The sequence below is a fragment of the Syntrophorhabdales bacterium genome (genome assembly GCA_035541455.1).
In the GTDB taxonomy this organism is placed as follows: domain Bacteria; phylum Desulfobacterota; class Syntrophorhabdia; order Syntrophorhabdales; family WCHB1-27; genus JADGQN01.
This window is the reverse complement of the sequence record DATKNH010000046.1, coordinates 40,445-57,804: the sequence shown is the minus strand read 5'-3', so window position 1 is coordinate 57,804 and position 17,360 is coordinate 40,445. Positions and strand designations below refer to the sequence as shown.

Here is a 17,360-nt window from a genome sequence, read left to right as displayed (position 1 = left end):
ATTGTTTGGGATTTGGATATTGGGATTTACATATTGTTCTAAGAGCATGGTTACTATTTTCATAGATAACAAACCTCACGAGGTGAAAGAAGGGCAAAGCCTTCTTCAGGCATGCCTGTCTCTTGGCTTTGACATACCCTACTTCTGCTGGCACCCGGCCTTGAAATCAGTGGGGGCTTGCCGCCAGTGTGCGGTAAAAGTTTTTAGGGATGAGCGGGACACCCGGGGCAGGATCGTCATGTCCTGTATGACAGCGGCAGACAATGGCACCCGGCTCTCTATCGACGACCCGGATGCCAAAAAATTCCGCGCGAGCATCATCGAGTGGCTGATGCTGAACCATCCCCACGATTGCCCTGTCTGTGACGAGGGAGGTGAATGCCACTTGCAGGACATGACCCTCATGACAGGCCATGTCTATCGAAAGAGCCGCTTCAAGAAAAGAACGCACCGAAACCAGGATCTGGGTCCGTTTGTCAACCATGAAATGAATCGCTGCATTCAGTGCTATCGATGCACGCGCTTCTACAACGACTATGCCATGGCGCGAGATTTTGGTGTCTTTGCAAGCCACGATTCGGTCTATTTCGGACGCCACAAGGACGGAGTTCTCGAGAGCCCCTTCAGCGGCAATCTCGTCGAGGTGTGCCCGACAGGTGTCTTTACAGACAAGACGTTAAAGCACCATTTCGCACGTTCATGGGATTTGCAGACTGCGCCGTCTATCTGCAGGCACTGCGGTATCGGCTGTAACACGTTGCCGGGCGAGCGCTACGGAACCCTGAGAAGAATCCGCAACAGGTACAATGGTGAAGTGAACGGCTATTTTCTGTGCGATCGCGGCCGCTTCGGTTATGAATTCGTCAACAGTGAGCAGAGAATCAGGGAACCCTTGCTACGCGAATCCCGCAATGCTGCACTTCAGTCTGTGATGCCCAAGAAAGTGATGGACGTCCTGAGAGGCGTTTTCTCCTCCGGTGCCTGCGTGATCGGAATCGGGTCACCGAGGGCTTCTCTTGAGGCAAACTTCGCCTTGAGGGAACTCGTCGGCCCGGCACATTTTTATGCGGGGCTTTCCGCTACCGAACAGCAGTTGCTCTCTGCCCAGGTGGAAATGCTGAAGAATTGGCCCGCCGGCATAGCTTCGCTCAGCTCGGCCGCGAAGGCTGATGCAGTCTTTCTCTTGGGAGAGGATGTGACGAACACGGCACCGATGCTTGATCTTGCGCTCAGACAGTCTGTGCGACAGACACCGCTCGAGATTGCCGTTAAGATGAAGATACCGCTGTGGGATGACAAAGGCGTGCGTAATGCAGTGCAAAGCGAGCTGGGACCGTTATTCATAGCAACAACCTATAAAACCGCTCTTGATGGCATTGCCACGAAGGTATTCCGTGGTACACCGGATGAGATCGCAAGATTGGGAAGCGCCGTGGCCTGCTGTGTTGACCCGCAAGCTCCTGAAGTTCCCGGTCTGAGTGAAATGCAGCATTCCCTGGCGGAATTAATTGGCGCTATGATGCAGACCGCGAAAAGGCCGCTGGTCGTATCCGGGCCGGGTTGCGGAAGCTTGCCGATCATTCGCTCCGCAGCGAATGTCGCACGAGCGCTTCGCACAAAAGGATCGGCCGCCGAGCTTTTTTTCACCACACCCGAATGCAATTCCCTGGGGCTCGCCATGATGGGCGGGCACCCGCTTCAGGCAGCTTTTGACAGGGCGCAAAGAGGAGAAGTTGACGCCGTGGTCATTCTTGAGAATGACCTCTTTCGCAGAGCAGAGAATATCCACGTGAAGCGGTTTCTTGAGGGGTGCAAACGCGTGATTGTGCTCGACCAACTGGTTACGCGGACGATGGGGCACGCTGATATGGTGCTCCCGGCCGCAACCTTTGCCGAGGCCGACGGGAGCCTCGTCAACAACGAGGGGAGGGCGCAGCGCTCCTTCAGGGTTTTTCCGGCCCCGCAGGGAATTCTGGAAAGCTGGCGCTGGCTGACAACGGCTATGGAGGTTGCCGGGCGCAGCGCGCCTGTGTGGAACGATGCGGACAGCATTATTTCCGCGCTTCAAACATCACTACCTGGTTTTGAGGATGTTGCCGCTGCAGCACCTGATGCCTCTTTTCGCGTAGTGGGTCAGAAAATTCCCCGCCAGCCGCACCGTTACAGCGGCCGCACAGCGATGAATGCGAACGTCACTATCAATGAGCCCAAGCAACCCGATGACACGGATTCGCCTCTCGCCTTTTCCATGGAAGGGTACAGCGGTGTGCCTCCATCTGCGCTCATATCCCGTTTTTGGGCACCGGGCTGGAACTCGGTACAATCCGTGAATAAATTTCAAAGTGAGGTAGGCGGTCCCTTGCGTGGTGGTGATCCGGGCCGGCGCCTGGTTCAGAAGAGGGACGGGTCTGAGAAGGGCCACCGCTATTTTGAAGAGGTGCCTCAATCTGATGGGCGCAGGCCTGGCGAATGGCTGGTCGTAGCCTCCCACCATATTTTCGGCTCTGAAGAACTCAGCGCATTCTCGCCGGCCATAACCCGGCGAATTCCGGCTGCCTGTATAGCTATGAGCCAGGAGGATGCGTCAAATCTGGGGACGGGGGAAGGTGAGCGGCTGGAGCTTACGATCGGCAGTGCCCGGTACGAGCTGCCTGGCAGTATCAGATCTGATGTGCCTCACGGAGTAGCACTCCTGCCCGTAGGGTTGCCCGGAGTGGAGATGACCCTCCTTCCCGCATGGGGAAAGATACGGAGGATAGGAGCTTGACGGGAGTGATCATACGCCTGGTCATCATATTCGTGGTTCTGATAGCGCTGCTCGGGATCGCGGCCGGCCTCACGTTTGTGGAGCGGAGAATGCTTGCGCTCTGGCAGGACAGGTACGGGCCCAACAGGGCAGGACCGTTCGGCCTGCTCCAGGTGTCAGCGGATGCTATTAAGATGTTGTTCAAAGAAGACTGGATACCGCCCTTCGCAGACAAGCCGGTTTTTGTCGTTGCGCCGGGTCTCATCGTTTTCACTGTCTTGACTGCTTTCGCGGTTGTGCCGTTTGCGCCCGGGATACAAATTATAAACCTCAACATCGGCCTTCTCTTTTTCCTCGCCATGGCCGCTCTCGGAGTCTACAGCATAGCGCTCGCCGGGTGGGCTTCAGGGAGCAAGTATTCCCTTCTAGGAGGGCTGCGCGGGGCGGCGCAGATGATCAGTTATGAAGCGTTTATGGGGCTTTCCCTCATGGGTGTGGTGATGCTCGCAGGTTCCTTTAATCTCAGCGACATTGTAGAGGCTCAGAAAAACATCTGGTTCTGTGTTCCGCAATTCGCGGGGCTGGTAATCTTTGTCACAGCGGGCGTGGCGGAAGTACATCGCATGCCCTTTGATCTGCCCGAGGCTGAGAATGAGCTTGTCGCGGGCTACCATACGGAATACTCCGCGATGAAATTCGGTATGTTCTTCATCGGCGAGTATCTCGCTATAACCCTGATCTCAACGTTTATAGTGATTCTTTTCTTTGGCGGGTGGCGTGGACCGGCACTTATAGGCCATTTCTTGCCGCCTATCATCTGGTTTGTCGCCAAGCTTTGCGTGTTTATCAGCGGCTTTATCCTGATCAGGGCGTCTTTACCCAGGCCGCGCTATGATCAGCTGATGCATTACGCGTGGAAAGTCATGCTGCCCTTGTCGCTTGTGAATCTCCTGGTGACAGGAGCGGTGATACTGGCGGTGAAGGGATGATAACAACAGGTTCAAGGGGCATGGGTCACGGGTCATGAATAGAGGAAGAAAGATAAAGCGCACCGCAGTTTCGGAGTGGGCGAGCGGGGCGTTTGGTATTGTGCGAAGCGTGTGGATTGTCTTCTGGCACCTCCTGCGCAGGCGGGAGACCATTCTATATCCTGACGAGAAGCACGTGATGCCTCCGCGGTGGAGAGGGCGCATCATCCTATCAAGGGACCCCGATGGAGAAGAGCGTTGTGTCGCCTGCTATCTCTGCGCGGCAGCCTGCCCCGTTGACTGTATTTCGTTGCAGGCTACCGAAGATGCTGACGGCAGGCGTTATCCCGCATTCTTCCGCATAAATTTTTCACGCTGTATTTTCTGCGGCTTCTGCGAAGAAGCTTGTCCGACCTACGCGATTCAGCTTACTGGCGACTATGAGATGGGAGAATACGAGCGGCAGAATCTCGTGTATGAAAAAGAGCATCTACTGATAAGTGGACCCGGCAAATACCCTGACTACAACTATTACCGGGTGGCAGGCCTTGCAATCAAAGGCAAAGACAAGGGTCAAGGGAAGCAGGAGGAGCCGCCCGTTGATGTGAGGACGCTGTTGCCGTGAGGGCAGTTGAGTTGTTGAGCAGTTGATCACGTAAGCAGGGAAGGAGAAGCTATGATGGTAGCTTTCTACATAGCAGCGGGGGTGGCGCTTGTGGCCACGCTTCTTGCGATTACCCGGCTCAATGCGGTACACGCTCTGCTTTATTTTATCGTTTCTCTGCTGGCATTAGCCCTTATCTTTCTCATGTTCGGGGCACATTTTGCTGCGGCGCTCGAGGTGATCGTATATGCCGGAGCGATCATGGTCCTTTTTGTCTTCGTCATTATGATGCTCAATCTGGGACCGCTTGCGACGGCCCAGGAGAGGCGCTGGATACGTCCTCACACATGGATCGGCCCTTCATTACTCACCTCTATTCTGGGTGCGGAGTTGGTCTGGGTGGTTACCCGGGGAACGGCGGCGGTCAGCGGTGCGGCCGAGGTTAGTCCAAAAGACGTGGGTATTGCACTCTTCGGTCCGTATCTCCTGGGAGTCGAAATGGCCTCAATGCTGCTTCTTGCAGGGCTCATCGGCGCGTTTCACCTGGGCCGAGGCGGCCTCTATCCCGAGGAACACGTCCACAACCGAGAGGAAAAAGTGTTATGGAGCAGATACCCGTAGAACAGGGGCTCATCCTTGCCGGACTTCTCTTTGTTGTTGGTCTGGTCGGTCTCCTTGCGCGACGCAACATCATTTTCATGCTGCTTTCACTCGAAGTAATGCTGAATGCGTCGGGATTGGCTTTCGTTGCAGCCGGCGCACGGTGGGGTCAACCTGACGGGCAGGTCATGTTTATATTTGTGCTGTCAATGGCTGCCGCGGAAGTATCCGTCGGGCTCGCCCTAGTATTGCAACTGTACCACAAGTTCAGGACCCTTGATGTAGATGCTGCAAGTGGTTTGAGAGACTGATATGGTTGAATTGCTCTGGCTGATACCTGCTTTGCCTTATGCCGGATTCCTTCTGCTCGCAGTTGTCGGCGGCAGACTTTCGCGAGCTATTGCTGCGAGCATCGGGGTAATTTCCGTCGGGCTCTCCGCAGCGGTTGCGCTGCTTGTCGGTATCGAATTCATCTGGTTCTCAGCCGAGAGCATGTACGTGCAAACGCTCTGGACATGGATTTCCGCGGGCCGTTTTACACCCGCAATAGCGTTATATCTCGATGCGCTTTCATTGATCATGATACTTGTCGTGACTGTCGTTGGTTTTCTTATCTTGCTCTATTCGGCGGGATTCATGATCCGCAGCGAGGGCTATAGTCGCTTTTTTGCCTACATGAATCTTTTTGTCGGTTCGATGCTCATCCTTGTTATGGCCGACAACCTGCTCCTTCTCTACCTCGGCTGGGAGGCTGTGGGCCTCTGCAGCTATCTGCTGATAGGCTTCTGGTATGATGATCCCGCCAACGGAAGGGCAGCTATAAAGGCGTTTATCGTCACTCGCGTGGGCGACGCATCAATGGCTGTGGCCGTTTTTCTTATATTCGTGAGTCTTGGTACCCTAGAGCTGCAGGAGATAATGGCAAGGGCTGAAATGCAGTGGGCCGTGGGCTCCGGCATCGCAGTAGCTTGTTGTGCCCTGCTCCTGGGAGGGGCACTGGGCAAGTCGGCCCAGTTGCCGCTGCAGACGTGGCTTCCGGACGCTATGGCCGGACCCACACCGGTGAGTGCCCTCATCCATGCCGCGACCATGGTCACTGCAGGTGTGTACCTTATAGCAAGGATGCATCTGTTGTTTGTCCTGGCGCCGGCCGTACTCTTCGCTGTCGCAGTGATAGGGGCGATAACGCTTCTCATCGCCGGCGCGAGCGCCCTCGTGCAGAGTGATATCAAGCGAACTCTCGCGTACTCTACCATGAGTCAGGTGGGCTATATGTTTATGGCCCTCGGTGTCGGTGCCTGGTCGGCCGCTGTCTTCCACCTCGCGACGCATGCCTGTTTCAAGGCGCTTCTCTTTCTGGCCGCCGGGGTTGTTATTCAGGGATTGGATGAGGAGCATAACATGTTCAGAATGGGGGGATTACGGCGGGTGGCGCCCGGCGCCTTCGTGGCTTTTCTTGTGGGGGCTGCTTCCCTGTCGGCGCTCCCGCTGGTTACCGCAGGCTTTTACAGCAAAGACTTGATTCTTATGGAGGCCTGGTCGGCTCCGAATGGGGGTTGGTTCTGGCTGGCAGGTGTGGTGGGCGCTTTTCTGACGTCGCTCTACGCATTTCGGATGGTCTTCCTGGTCTTTTTCGGAAAAGAAAAGAGCGCATTCAGCGAGCGCGCTGACATCTCGATGAAGATTCCTCTTGCGATTCTTTCCATCCTCTCGATCGCAGTGGGATTCCTGGAGACCCCACGTGCGCTGGGCGATCTGACGCTCTTTTCGGATTTCATGGAGGGTGCGCTCCCGGCTCTGAGAGCGGTAGACTCAGGAACGATTGCAGAGATTGCGGTTCCTCTCATTTCGGTGGCCGGCATTTGTCTGGCGTGCATACTCTACACGTGGAGAGCGAAATGGGTCGGACATGTCAGCGAGACGGCCATCGGATACATCATTCACGCGTATCTGATCAGCGGATGGGGCTTTGACTGGTTGTATGATCGGCTCATAGTGAGGCCTTTCGTCAGGCTGGCCGATTGGAACAGGAACGATGCGATCGATCGGGGCTATGATGGAGTGGCATGGGTCAGTACCGTTTCTTCCATGGTGCTGGCTCTGACGCAAACAGGCAATGTACGCTGGTACGCCGCCGCCATCTCCTTTGGCGCGCTGGCGGTCATAGGAATATTGGTGATCGGATGATGCTCGTCTGGCTGATTCTCATACCTGCAATTGCGGGAACGCTGGCATGGCTCTCCGGGCGTGCGAGCAACCGGTGGCCGCGATGGCTCACGCTCATTGCCTTTTGCATTGACCTCATGTTGGCGCTTTCTGTCTGGCTGGAGCACCCCGGGGAGATTGATCTTTCTGCGAGGAGCGGGTGGCTTCTTGAAGTGCAGGCGCCGTGGATACCGAGCCTCGACATAGATTTTCATCTGGCGCTCGACGGAATAAGCCTCCTTCTGGTGGCGCTCTCCTGTTTTCTCGGCATCATGGCAACAATCGCCTCCTGGAAGGAGATACGCGAGCGGGTGGGTCTTTTCCACTTGACCCTCGCCTGGACAGTTGCAGGTATACTGGGCGTCTTCCTGGCGCTCGATCTCTTCCTTTTTTATTTCTTCTGGGAAATGATGCTCATACCCATGTACTTCCTGATTGCACTCTGGGGACACGAAAACAGAATGTATGCTTCTATCAAGTTCTTTATCTTCACCCAGATGGGTGGCCTTCTGATGCTATTCGGGATTCTCGGCATTTACTATGTGCATGGCAGGCATACAGGCGTCTATACGTTCGATTATAACCGGCTGCTCGGCACAGACATGAGCCCGAATATGGCAGTGGTGCTTATGCTCGCCTTCCTGGCCGCCTTCCTTGTCAAGCTGCCTGCCTTTCCGTTCCACGCGTGGCTCCCCGATGCGCACACTGAAGCACCTACAGGAGGGAGCGTGATCCTCGCCGGGCTTCTGCTGAAGACGGGCGCTTATGGAATGCTGAGATTTGCAATACCACTCTTCCCTCAGGCCATGGTGCACGTTGCGCCGTGGGCAATGCTGGCAGGTGCAATCGGCATTCTCTACGGGGCCATGCTTGCCTTTGCGCAGAAGGATCTCAAACGACTTGTAGCGTACACAAGTGTGAGCCACATGGGATTCGTGCTTCTCGGGATATTCGCCTGGAGGGAACTGGCACTCCAGGGCGTGATTATCCAGATCCTCAGTCACGGGATCTCTACCGGCGCCCTATTCATGCTGGTCGGATGGCTGCAGGAGAGGATCGAAACCCGGGACACGAGGCAAATGGGCGGTTTGTGGCGTGTTGCCCCGCGCATGGGCGGAGCCATGCTTTTCTTTGGTGTGGCGTCTTTGGGCCTGCCCGGTCTCGGGAATTTCGTGGGTGAGTTTCTCGTGCTCATCGGAACATACCCGGTGAGCAAAGCGCTTGCTGGGATAGGTGCCGGCGGTTTTATCCTGTCAACCGTGTATGCCTTGTGGATGGTGCAACGAGTCCTGTACGGTCCGAATGAGATGAACTGGAAGATGAATGATCTTTCACTGAGAGAGATGGGCGCCATGGCAGCGATGATCCTTGGGATTCTCTGGCTGGGTCTTTTCCCGAGACCTTTTATTGATACCGCAATGCAGGGCATCGACCGGCTGCAGCAGATTGAAATCACCACTGAGAGGTCTTTCACGCCGTGACTATTGCCGCGACCATTCCATTGATGCCGATACTGCCTCTTATAGTATTGAGTGCAGGTTCGGTAGCGACGATCCTGGCCGCAGCCTTCTATCGCAGTCACCGGCTGACGTTCTTTCTGACAGTGGCGGCAATTGTGGTGGCTCTATTCAGCCTTGGCGCCGCGTCAACCTATTCACCCGCACGCGTGACTTCGCTCCTTCTTGTCGATGCCTATGCAGTTTTCTTTTCCGGTCTCATACTTTTTTCCGCATTAGTGGTTACCCTGCTCTCGTACGACTATATGAAGGACAAGCGGGAAGATCCGGCCGAGTACTACATGCTCCTGCTCATTTCCACGATCGGCGCCGTCATTCTTGTTGCCTCGATCCATTTTGCATCTTTTTTTCTCGGACTCGAGATCTTGAGCGTCTCTCTTTATGCGCTGATCGGCTACGACAGGCGTACTCCGGCGATCGAGGCCGGCCTCAAATACCTCGTTCTGGCCGCTGCCTCTGCCTGCTTTCTCCTTTTTGGCATGGCTCTGGTGTACGCGCAGTGCGGAACAATGAGCTTTGCCGAGATTACCTCAAAAATTTCTAGAACGGCCGGAACCGATCTTGTTTCGCTCGTAGCCACGGTCATGATTTTGGTTGGCGTGGGATTCAAGATTTCGTTCGTGCCCTTTCATATGTGGACGCCCGATGTGTACCAGGGGTCACCGGCACCTATATCAGCCTACATCGCCACAGCATCAAAAGGAGCGATCTTCGCACTGCTCCTCCGTTATTTTGCGGATGGGCAGCTTCTTCCGCACGAAGCTCTGTTTCTGATTCTCACGGTTATCGCTATCATTTCCATGTTCGTGGGTAACCTGCTGGCGCTCTTCCAGACGAATATCAAGAGACTGCTTGCTTATTCGTCGATAGCTCACATGGGGTATGTGTTGGTGGCTTTTCTTTCGAGCGGTCCTTCAAGAGTCAGTGCGGTCGCCTTCTACCTTGTCTCCTACTTCGTGATGACGCTGGGCGCATTCGGGGTAATTACATTGCTTTCAACAAAATCGAATGATGCGGAACTCATCGAGAAGTATCGCGGCCTCTTCGGGCGGCGGCCTGGATTGGCTATTGCGCTAACCGCAATGCTTCTGTCCCTTGCGGGCATGCCGCTCACGGCAGGGTTTATTGGCAAGTTCTATATTGTTACAGCGGCAACCGGTTCCGCCCTCTGGCTGCTGGTGATTACATTGCTGGTAAATAGTGCGATCAGTCTCTTCTACTATCTGCGCGTTATCGCGACGATGTGTGTCGGCGAGGCAGAACCGGGCGCGGGTTTCCCGGCGACGATGCTGACCGGTTCCGCCGTGTTGGTCGCGTTACTTGTTGTGCTTGTCTGGCTCGGCGTTTATCCGACGCCGGTGCTCGACATGATCCAGGCGATAAGACTCGGCACGGGATAAGCGTGGCGAAATTATGAGCAAGCGCCCAATTTCCAATATCGAATATCCAATGTCTAAACAATATCAAGTGTCCAATTCCCAAAACACGGACGCAAGGGCGCCTGTCTATAAGTTCAGATCATTGAAGATTTGATATTGTTTAGGATTTCGATAATTGGGATTTAGACATTGTTTCTAAGAGGAGGTAACGGAATGGCTGACCAGAAGATAACCACGCTCTTTGTTGACCTGGGAGGGGTACTGCTGACCAATGGCTGGGATCGCGACGCACGCAGGCGCGCAGCGGAGAAGTTCAGCATCGATTTTGCCGACATGGATGAGCGCCACCACCTGACCTTTCACACCTATGAGGTGGGGAAGGTGAGCCTGGAGGACTACCTGAGCCGGACCGTATTTCACAAAGAGCGCTCTTTCACGCGGCAGTCATTTGTGATGTTCATGTACGCCCAGTCACACGCTCATCCCGACATGATCGATCTCGTGCGCCGACTCAAGCAGGTTCATGGCCTGAAAATCGTTTCCGTCAGTAACGAAGGGCGTGAGCTTACCGAGTATCGTATCAAGCGTTTCGAATTGCGAACCTTTATTGATTGCTTCGTGTCATCATGTTTTGTTCGCGCGAGGAAGCCCGATTACGATATCTACAGCATGGCCATGGACATCGCCCAGGCGTCTGGCGACGAAATAGTCTATATCGAGGACAGGGATATGTTCGTGGAGGCAGCCCAGTGTGTTGGTATCCAGGGCATCGTTCACCGCGACTATGCCTCGACGAAGGAAGCCCTGGCTACGTTTGGGCTGTCACTTCCGGAGTAGACGACCTCATCTAGAGGAGGTGTACCGTGAATAGTCGGGCAAACTATGAGATAGGGATGGTAGGCCTCGGCGTGATGGGCCGTAATCTTCTGCTGAACATGGCTGATAATGGCTATTCGGTAGCCGGTTATGATGCGGATCTCACAAAAGTAAAGGCTCTCCGGAAGGAAGCCGAACATCGCGACATCCGGGGTGCCGAGAACCTTGCCGAATTGGCCTCTCTTTTGCGCGCTCCCAGGGCAGTGATACTGCTGGTCCCTGCGGGTACCCCAGTGGATGCCGTGATAAAGGACCTTCTTCCCCTTCTTTCACCGGGAGACCTGCTTATCGACGGAGGAAACTCCCACTTCAAAGACACGGACCTCCGCACCAAAGCTCTTGCTGATAGATCTGTTCTCTACATGGGCGTTGGTATTTCCGGTGGAGAGCAGGGTGCCCGCCGTGGTCCGAGCATCATGGCTGGAGGCATACCCGAAGCCTACGCGCGGGTCAGACCCCTGCTGGAGGCTGTCGCCGCCAAAGCGAACGGTGAACCCTGTGTTGCCTATCTGGGCAGCGGGTCCGCAGGCCATTACGTGAAGATGGTCCATAATGGAATCGAATACGGTCTCCTGGAACTGATAGCTGAAACGTACGACCTCATGAAGCGCGGGCTCGCCCTTTCCGACAACGAATTGCACACGGTCTACGACACATGGAACCGCTCCGAACTCAGCGGTTACTTGCTGGAGATCACCGCTGACATCTTCTGTAAAAGTGACGACCGGGGAACAGGCAAGCGGCTCGTGGATGTTATTCTTGACGAAGCCAGGCAGAAAGGCACAGGCAAGTGGGCTTCGCAGGATGCGATGGAGCTACAGGTGCCCGTACCGACCCTGGACATGGCAGTTGTCATGCGTGACCTCTCCACGTACAAGACGGAACGGGAAGCGGCAAGCCGTGTGATCACCGGCCCCGTACCGGAGATGCCGGCGGGTCGCGCCCCATTTTTGAGACAGCTCAAGCAGGCTTTCTACGCGGCTATGGTTATCACATATGCGCAGGGAATGGCGCTCTTGTTTCGTGCGTCTCAGGCGTACGGATACGGGCTCAAGTTGGAGGATGTGGCACGAATCTGGCGAGCGGGATGCATCATACGGGCCGGCCTGCTCGAAGACATCCGTGCGGCATATTATAATCAACCGGCGCTCCCCAACCTGCTTGCGGACCCTGACCTTATGCGCGTTGTCGTTGATCGGCAGGAAGCGCTCAGGGAAGTCGTGAAGCGCGCGGTCGATTCCGGCATAGCAGTGCCCGCGCTGGCTGTTTCGCTCAGCTATTTTGATGGGTACCGGAGCGCGTGGCTTCCTGCCAATTTGATCCAGGCGCAGCGGGATTATTTCGGCGCGCACACGTATGAGCGCATCGATGCAAAAGGGATTTTTCACACGCGATGGGAGAGTGAATGACCCAGCCGGGACGCATAATTGCCGCATAGACAGCGGTTGGCAGCGGCCGGATGTTGTATGGTAGCATGTGTAGCGGGCTCTTCTGATACATTGCAAGAGAGAGCAGTGCCGCGAGCCACATGGCCAGGAAGAAGAAAAAACATCGACTCTTCAGGTTGATCAAGATCCTATTTGTGCTTGTGCTGTTGGCGCTGGTGGGTTTCGTCGGCTATTATGCGGTCTATCCTGACGTGTCCCGGCTGAAGCGCGAGAACCCCCGTAAAACATCCTTCATCGAATATCGGGAACGGGAGTGGAAACGGAAAGGCAAGAAGGTTGTAATCCAGAAGAAATGGATTCCCCTCGGGCGAATCTCCCCCTATCTTGTTAAAGCTGTTCTCATCGCCGAAGACGACAAATTCTGGTCTCATGAAGGTTTCGACTTCGATGCCATACAGAAGGCCATTGAGAAGGATCTGAAGGCGGGGAAGTTCAAGGTCGGCGGGAGCACCGTGAGTCAACAGCTCGTGAAGAATCTGTATCTCACGCCTACCAAGAATCCGGTACGGAAACTTGAAGAGGCGATCATAACATTCAGGGTCGAGAGAAATCTGTCGAAGAGGAGGATTCTGGAACTCTACCTCAACGTGGTAGAGTGGGGCGAGGGGATTTTCGGCATAGAGGCTGCTTCACTTTACTACTACGGAAAGTCTGCGGAAGCTCTCTCGGCAGAGGAGGCTTCGCGTCTCGCAGCAGTGCTTCCCAATCCACTGAAGTACAAGGTGAAGGGAGCATCAGCGTACGTGGAAAAACGGGCCTCTCTCATCTACGCGGTGATGGTGAAGAGGGGTATTGCGATACCAGAGTATGAAGAACTCAATGAGCCTTCTGAAAAGGAAGCAGTTCCCGAGCCATCCCAGTCTCAGGTAAGGGGCTCTGGTGAAGAAAAATCTCCGGATGTGCAGGATCAGTCGGACAACCGATGATCTCCCGGCGGCTGATGAACCTTTGAGAAACAGCCCGCAGGGCTGATGTACAGCGGTGGCATCATCAAGTGATGTAGAATCTAATTGAAAGCCGGTGGATAGATGGTTGATGGGGCCGCACAAGAGAGACTCCTGGTCGTCACCGTGCCTGTGGCAAATCTGAGGCGGGAGCCAAAAGAGGCGCGCAGGGCGCACCTCCGCGATGAGCTTCAGGAGACGCAACTGCTCTTCAATGAGACACTCCTTTACAGGAGCGAGCAGCCCGGCTGGTTTTCTGTGGAGGCGCGAGAACAGCTGAAGAGTGCAGGCAAGGGATGGCAGGGCTACCCCGGCTGGGTTCGGAAAGAGTGTGTCTCCTTTGTTGCAGAAGCACCGCGGTATAATGCGGTCGTGAAGAGGGCTGTTGCCCGTCTTGTGGCCGAGCCAACCGAGGGGGCTGCGCCCGTGCTCTTCCTTTCGTTGGGCACACGGCTGGTGCTTGTGGATGAGCCTGATGCGCAGGCGGGCCTATACGGCAAAGCGGCGATCGGAGGAACTAAGTACGCCTGGGTGCGCAAGGAAGATGTGACGACGACACTCCAGAACGCATCGATCTCTAGGCTCCGCAGCAACATTGTACAGACTGCCTCTCTATTTATCGGGGTACCCTATCTCTGGGGCGGCAGAAGCATGTTCATGGCTGATCTCACCGAGACTGTCACCGGCATCGACTGCTCGGGCCTTACAAACCTTATCTATCGGGTGCACAACATCGATATCCCGAGAGATGCACAGGATCAATGGCTTGCAGCGCACGTGACATCTGACGGGCCTCGTGAGAACAGCCCGGATGAGTCTCCGCGTCCGGGAGATCTCATTTTCGTCGCCCGGACCACGAGCCCTGATTCCATTGACCACGTGATGTTGAGCATGGGCGGAGAGTGGTTTATTGAAGCAGCCGAGACAGGAAGCAACGCGAGGGAGAAAACGTTTCAGCAAAAATTCGGCCTCGATTTGGCGCGCCTCGCGAAAATGAAGTTTACGGTTCAGGGCAAGCGGATATATTTTGCGGCCATAGAGCATTTTGCCGGGTCGCATTGATATCTCACAAGGAGGTTCACATGTCGGTATTGATGGAATTCAGCATGTTTCCCACGGATAAAGGGGAAAGCGTCAGTGCATATGTCAGCCGCATTCTCACGTTTATAGACGGGAGCGGAGTCTCCTATCGCCTCACGCCGATGGGTACGATAATTGAAACGGAGACCATGGAGGAGGCTTTGCGCATCATGAGCGAGGCCTACAAACGACTCGAGCCGGACTGCAAGAGGGTTTACGTGTCTGCGAAGCTGGACGTTCGCAAGGGTAGGAAGAGCGGCCTCACCCAGAAGATCGAATCGATCGAGAAGCATGCGGGTAAAAAGCTGGGCAGCTCCTGAGGGTACGAGATGCAGGGCCTAAGCGCGATGTTCGACCCGAAAGTCGTTGCTCTCGTGGGAGCAACCGAAAGGGAGTCGACGGCCGGTCGCAGTGTCCTGGAAAATCTTCTGAAATCCGGCAGGCAAAAAATACTCGCCGTCAACCCGAATGCAAAGGAGGCCTTGGGCCTACAGTGCTACCCTTCGGTGCGTCTTCTCCCGGCAAAGGCTGATCTGGCGGTCATTGCGGTGCGGGCTGGACTTGTATCAGCTGTTGTCAGTGAATGTGGCGAGGCGGGTATCAAGAGCGCTGTGATTATCTCCACCGGTTTTGGGGAGACGGGGGATACAGGCCGTGAGCTGGAAGGGGAGCTTCTGGCCGCCAGCCGCCGATTCGGTATAAAGCTGCTGGGTCCCGGGTCTCTCGGCATCATCAGGCCTTCCATCGGCTTGAATGCATCCCTTATCAACGTAGACCCTGAGCCGGGCGGTATTGCTTTCATCTCACAGAGCGGTGAACTCGGGGACACCGTTATGGAATGGGCACGGGATGCCCATATCGGGTTCAGTTTTTTTGTTTCACTCGGCAGGATGGTTGATCTCGACTTCGGCGATCTCATCGACTTCCTGGGAGAAGATTACGAAACGAGAAGCATAGTGCTCGATATGGAGCAGGTGGTGAATGCCCGACAATTTATGAGCGCTGCACGAGGTTTCGCGCGTGCAAAACCGATCATTGTTCTGAAACCGGGGCGGTATAAGGCCTCCCGCAAACCGACCGATCCCCCGCTGGAAATGGATGACCTCGTCTACGACGCAGCCTTCAGGCGGGTAGGGCTCCTCAGGATAAAGGAAGCCGGCGACTTGTTCGATGTAGCCCGGGTGCTCGACGCAGCCCGACTGCCCGCAGGACCCCGGCTCGCTATTATCACCAATGGTGTTACCGTAGGGCTCATGGCAAAGGACGTGCTGCTGGAGCAGGGAGGAGAACTGGCTCAACTCTCGGAATATTGTGTGCGGGAGTTGGATGAGAGTTTGCCTGGCTGGAACAAAGAAAATCCCGTCGTCCTGCCCGTGGACGCCGATCTCGAGCCGTACGAGAGGGCAATACGCTGTTGCCTTAAAGATGCCGGTGTCGATGCCCTGCTCGTGATACACCTGCCCCGCGCCCTGGTGACGCCTCTGGCGCTGGCCGAAGCCCTGGCGGCCATGGTCAAGAATGTGTCAAAGCCCATGTTGGCCGCAATGATGGGCGGCCGTTCGAGCAGAGAGGGTGCTGAGTTGCTCATAGCGAGCAACATACCGACCTACGGAACTCCTGAAGAGGCCGTCAAGGCCTATCTTCGTATGTACCGCCATAAGAGAAACCTTGAACTCCTGTATGAGACCCCGGAGGAACTTCCTCTCACCGAATCCTCTCCCAAGTATCGCTTTAAGGCGCTGCTGCGCAGGGAAACTGCTGATGGGGCAGGAATGCTGACGGCCGAACAGTCTTTCGAACTCCTCCGGGATTATTCGATTCCTGTTTTGCCATCTTACACGGTGACGGATAAGCAGCAGGCCCTCGGCAAAGCCGAAGAGCTGGGTTATCCTGTTATTCTGAAGCACAGCCCCGGTCCATCGTCCCGTGCCGGGGGGAGGCGTGTTCTGGGCGTTGCTTCCGAAGATGGTCTTCGCTCCGCGTTCGATGCGCTGCTGCGAGACGTGGAGGATGACGGGGAGGGAGGGCTCGCGTCGATAACGATTCAGAAAATGACCGCTAATGTCGAGTATCAGTTGATCGTGCGAGCGGAGCGGCACAAGGATTTCGGGGCTGTCATGCTCTTCGGAACAGCGGGTTTGGGCTACGAGCTTTTTCATGATTACTCTGTTGCCCTGCCTCCTTTGAATCAGACGCTTGCCCATAGGCTCATTGAAGAAACAAAGGCATACGAAATGTTACAGGGCTATCGCGGAAGACGACCCGCAGACATGAAGCAATTAGAACAGATACTCGTGAGCATCTCAAACCTGATAGTTGACTTCCCGGAAGTTACGTCCCTCCACATAGATCCGATGGTTGTTTCTGAGGGCAGCATTTTTGTGGTGGCTGCAGATATCAGTGTGGCAGCAGTTCCAACTTCCGGAACTTCGCTGTATCCGCATCTGGTAATCACTCCTTACCCGAGCCGCTATAACACGCAATGGACACTACGGGATGGAACCGAACTTGTCGCACGATCCATCAGACCTGAGGATGAGCCGTTAGTGCACGAGATGCTCACCACGGTTTCCGCAACTTCGTTGAAGCAGCGATTCTTCAGCCCCATCAAGAACTGGACGCACGATACGCTGGTCAGGTTTTGTAATATAGACTACGAGAGGGAGGTGGCGATTGTCGTAATGCCCAGAGACCAAAAAAGAATCATCGGCACCGTACGGCTTATTATACAGCCTGACTTCAGTAGTGGAGAGTTTGCAGTGATGGTGCACGATAGATTTCAGGGCAGAGGCCTCGGGCAGAAACTGCTCAATCTTGTGATAGGTATAGCCTACGAAAAGGGGCTTGAAGAGGTTGAGGCGATTGTGCTCACAGACAACGACCGGATGCTTGCCTTAGCAAAGAAACTGGGATTTAAACGAAAGGCCCTGCCGGAAGGGATAAGCCGGATCGTGCTCCGCCTGTCGGAAGAACAGGTTGCAGCCACGTAAGGT

General features: G+C 55.2%; 14 protein-coding genes. All 14 read left to right on the top strand.

Translation table 11 applies throughout. The annotated features are described in order from the left end of the window. The first annotated feature begins 46 nt into the window (after positions 1-46). The 14 genes from nuoG to VMT71_05200 all read left to right on the top strand — a co-directional run bounded on the left by nuoG (position 47) and on the right by VMT71_05200 (position 17,357). On the top strand, positions 47-2,767 hold the full coding sequence (nuoG, locus tag VMT71_05265; protein ID HVN23358.1) for an NADH-quinone oxidoreductase subunit NuoG: 2,721 nt from the start codon (positions 47-49) through the stop codon (positions 2,765-2,767). Between the two features lie 5 nt (positions 2,768-2,772). Beyond that, positions 2,773-3,735: an NADH-quinone oxidoreductase subunit NuoH gene (nuoH, locus tag VMT71_05260; protein HVN23357.1), complete on the top strand. Its 963-nt coding sequence runs from the start codon at positions 2,773-2,775 to the stop codon at positions 3,733-3,735. A 34-nt stretch (positions 3,736-3,769) separates the two neighbouring features. Beyond that, positions 3,770-4,339: an NADH-quinone oxidoreductase subunit NuoI gene (gene nuoI / locus VMT71_05255; GenBank protein ID HVN23356.1), complete on the top strand. Its 570-nt coding sequence runs from the start codon at positions 3,770-3,772 to the stop codon at positions 4,337-4,339. Between the two features lie 51 nt (positions 4,340-4,390). After that, positions 4,391-4,939 carry an NADH-quinone oxidoreductase subunit J gene (nuoJ, locus tag VMT71_05250; protein ID HVN23355.1) on the top strand — a complete coding sequence of 183 codons (549 nt, stop codon included), beginning with the start codon at positions 4,391-4,393 and terminating at the stop codon, positions 4,937-4,939. Next, a complete protein-coding gene (gene nuoK / locus VMT71_05245) occupies positions 4,921-5,229 on the top strand; it encodes an NADH-quinone oxidoreductase subunit NuoK (protein HVN23354.1) in 309 nt (102 codons plus the stop codon). The genes nuoJ and nuoK overlap by 19 nt, the downstream gene beginning before the upstream one ends. Before the next feature lies 1 nt (position 5,230). Next, positions 5,231-7,105: an NADH-quinone oxidoreductase subunit L gene (gene nuoL / locus VMT71_05240; GenBank protein ID HVN23353.1), complete on the top strand. Its 1,875-nt coding sequence runs from the start codon at positions 5,231-5,233 to the stop codon at positions 7,103-7,105. Next, complete coding sequence (locus tag VMT71_05235; protein ID HVN23352.1) at positions 7,102-8,604, top strand: NADH-quinone oxidoreductase subunit M; 1,503 nt, start codon at positions 7,102-7,104, stop codon at positions 8,602-8,604. Before nuoL ends, VMT71_05235 begins: the two co-directional genes overlap by 4 nt. After that, entirely contained in the window at positions 8,601-10,040 is a 1,440-nt protein-coding gene (locus tag VMT71_05230) for an NADH-quinone oxidoreductase subunit N (GenBank protein HVN23351.1), read from the top strand. The genes VMT71_05235 and VMT71_05230 overlap by 4 nt, the downstream gene beginning before the upstream one ends. A 192-nt stretch (positions 10,041-10,232) precedes the next feature. Next, positions 10,233-10,856 (top strand): HAD family hydrolase, encoded by a 624-nt coding sequence (locus VMT71_05225; GenBank protein ID HVN23350.1) that lies wholly within the window; start codon positions 10,233-10,235, stop codon positions 10,854-10,856. Positions 10,857-10,882: 26 nt separating this feature from the next. Beyond that, complete coding sequence (gndA, locus tag VMT71_05220) at positions 10,883-12,304, top strand: NADP-dependent phosphogluconate dehydrogenase (GenBank protein HVN23349.1); 1,422 nt, start codon at positions 10,883-10,885, stop codon at positions 12,302-12,304. A gap of 119 nt (positions 12,305-12,423) precedes the next feature. Then, complete coding sequence (gene mtgA / locus VMT71_05215) at positions 12,424-13,269, top strand: monofunctional biosynthetic peptidoglycan transglycosylase (protein HVN23348.1); 846 nt, start codon at positions 12,424-12,426, stop codon at positions 13,267-13,269. A 102-nt stretch (positions 13,270-13,371) separates the two neighbouring features. Then, on the top strand, positions 13,372-14,349 hold the full coding sequence (locus VMT71_05210; GenBank protein HVN23347.1) for a C40 family peptidase: 978 nt from the start codon (positions 13,372-13,374) through the stop codon (positions 14,347-14,349). Between the two features lie 20 nt (positions 14,350-14,369). Then, positions 14,370-14,687, top strand: coding sequence for an MTH1187 family thiamine-binding protein (locus VMT71_05205; protein ID HVN23346.1), 318 nt, complete (start codon positions 14,370-14,372; stop codon positions 14,685-14,687). Between the two features lie 9 nt (positions 14,688-14,696). Next, positions 14,697-17,357: a bifunctional acetate--CoA ligase family protein/GNAT family N-acetyltransferase gene (locus tag VMT71_05200; protein HVN23345.1), complete on the top strand. Its 2,661-nt coding sequence runs from the start codon at positions 14,697-14,699 to the stop codon at positions 17,355-17,357. Positions 17,358-17,360: the final 3 nt, after the last annotated feature.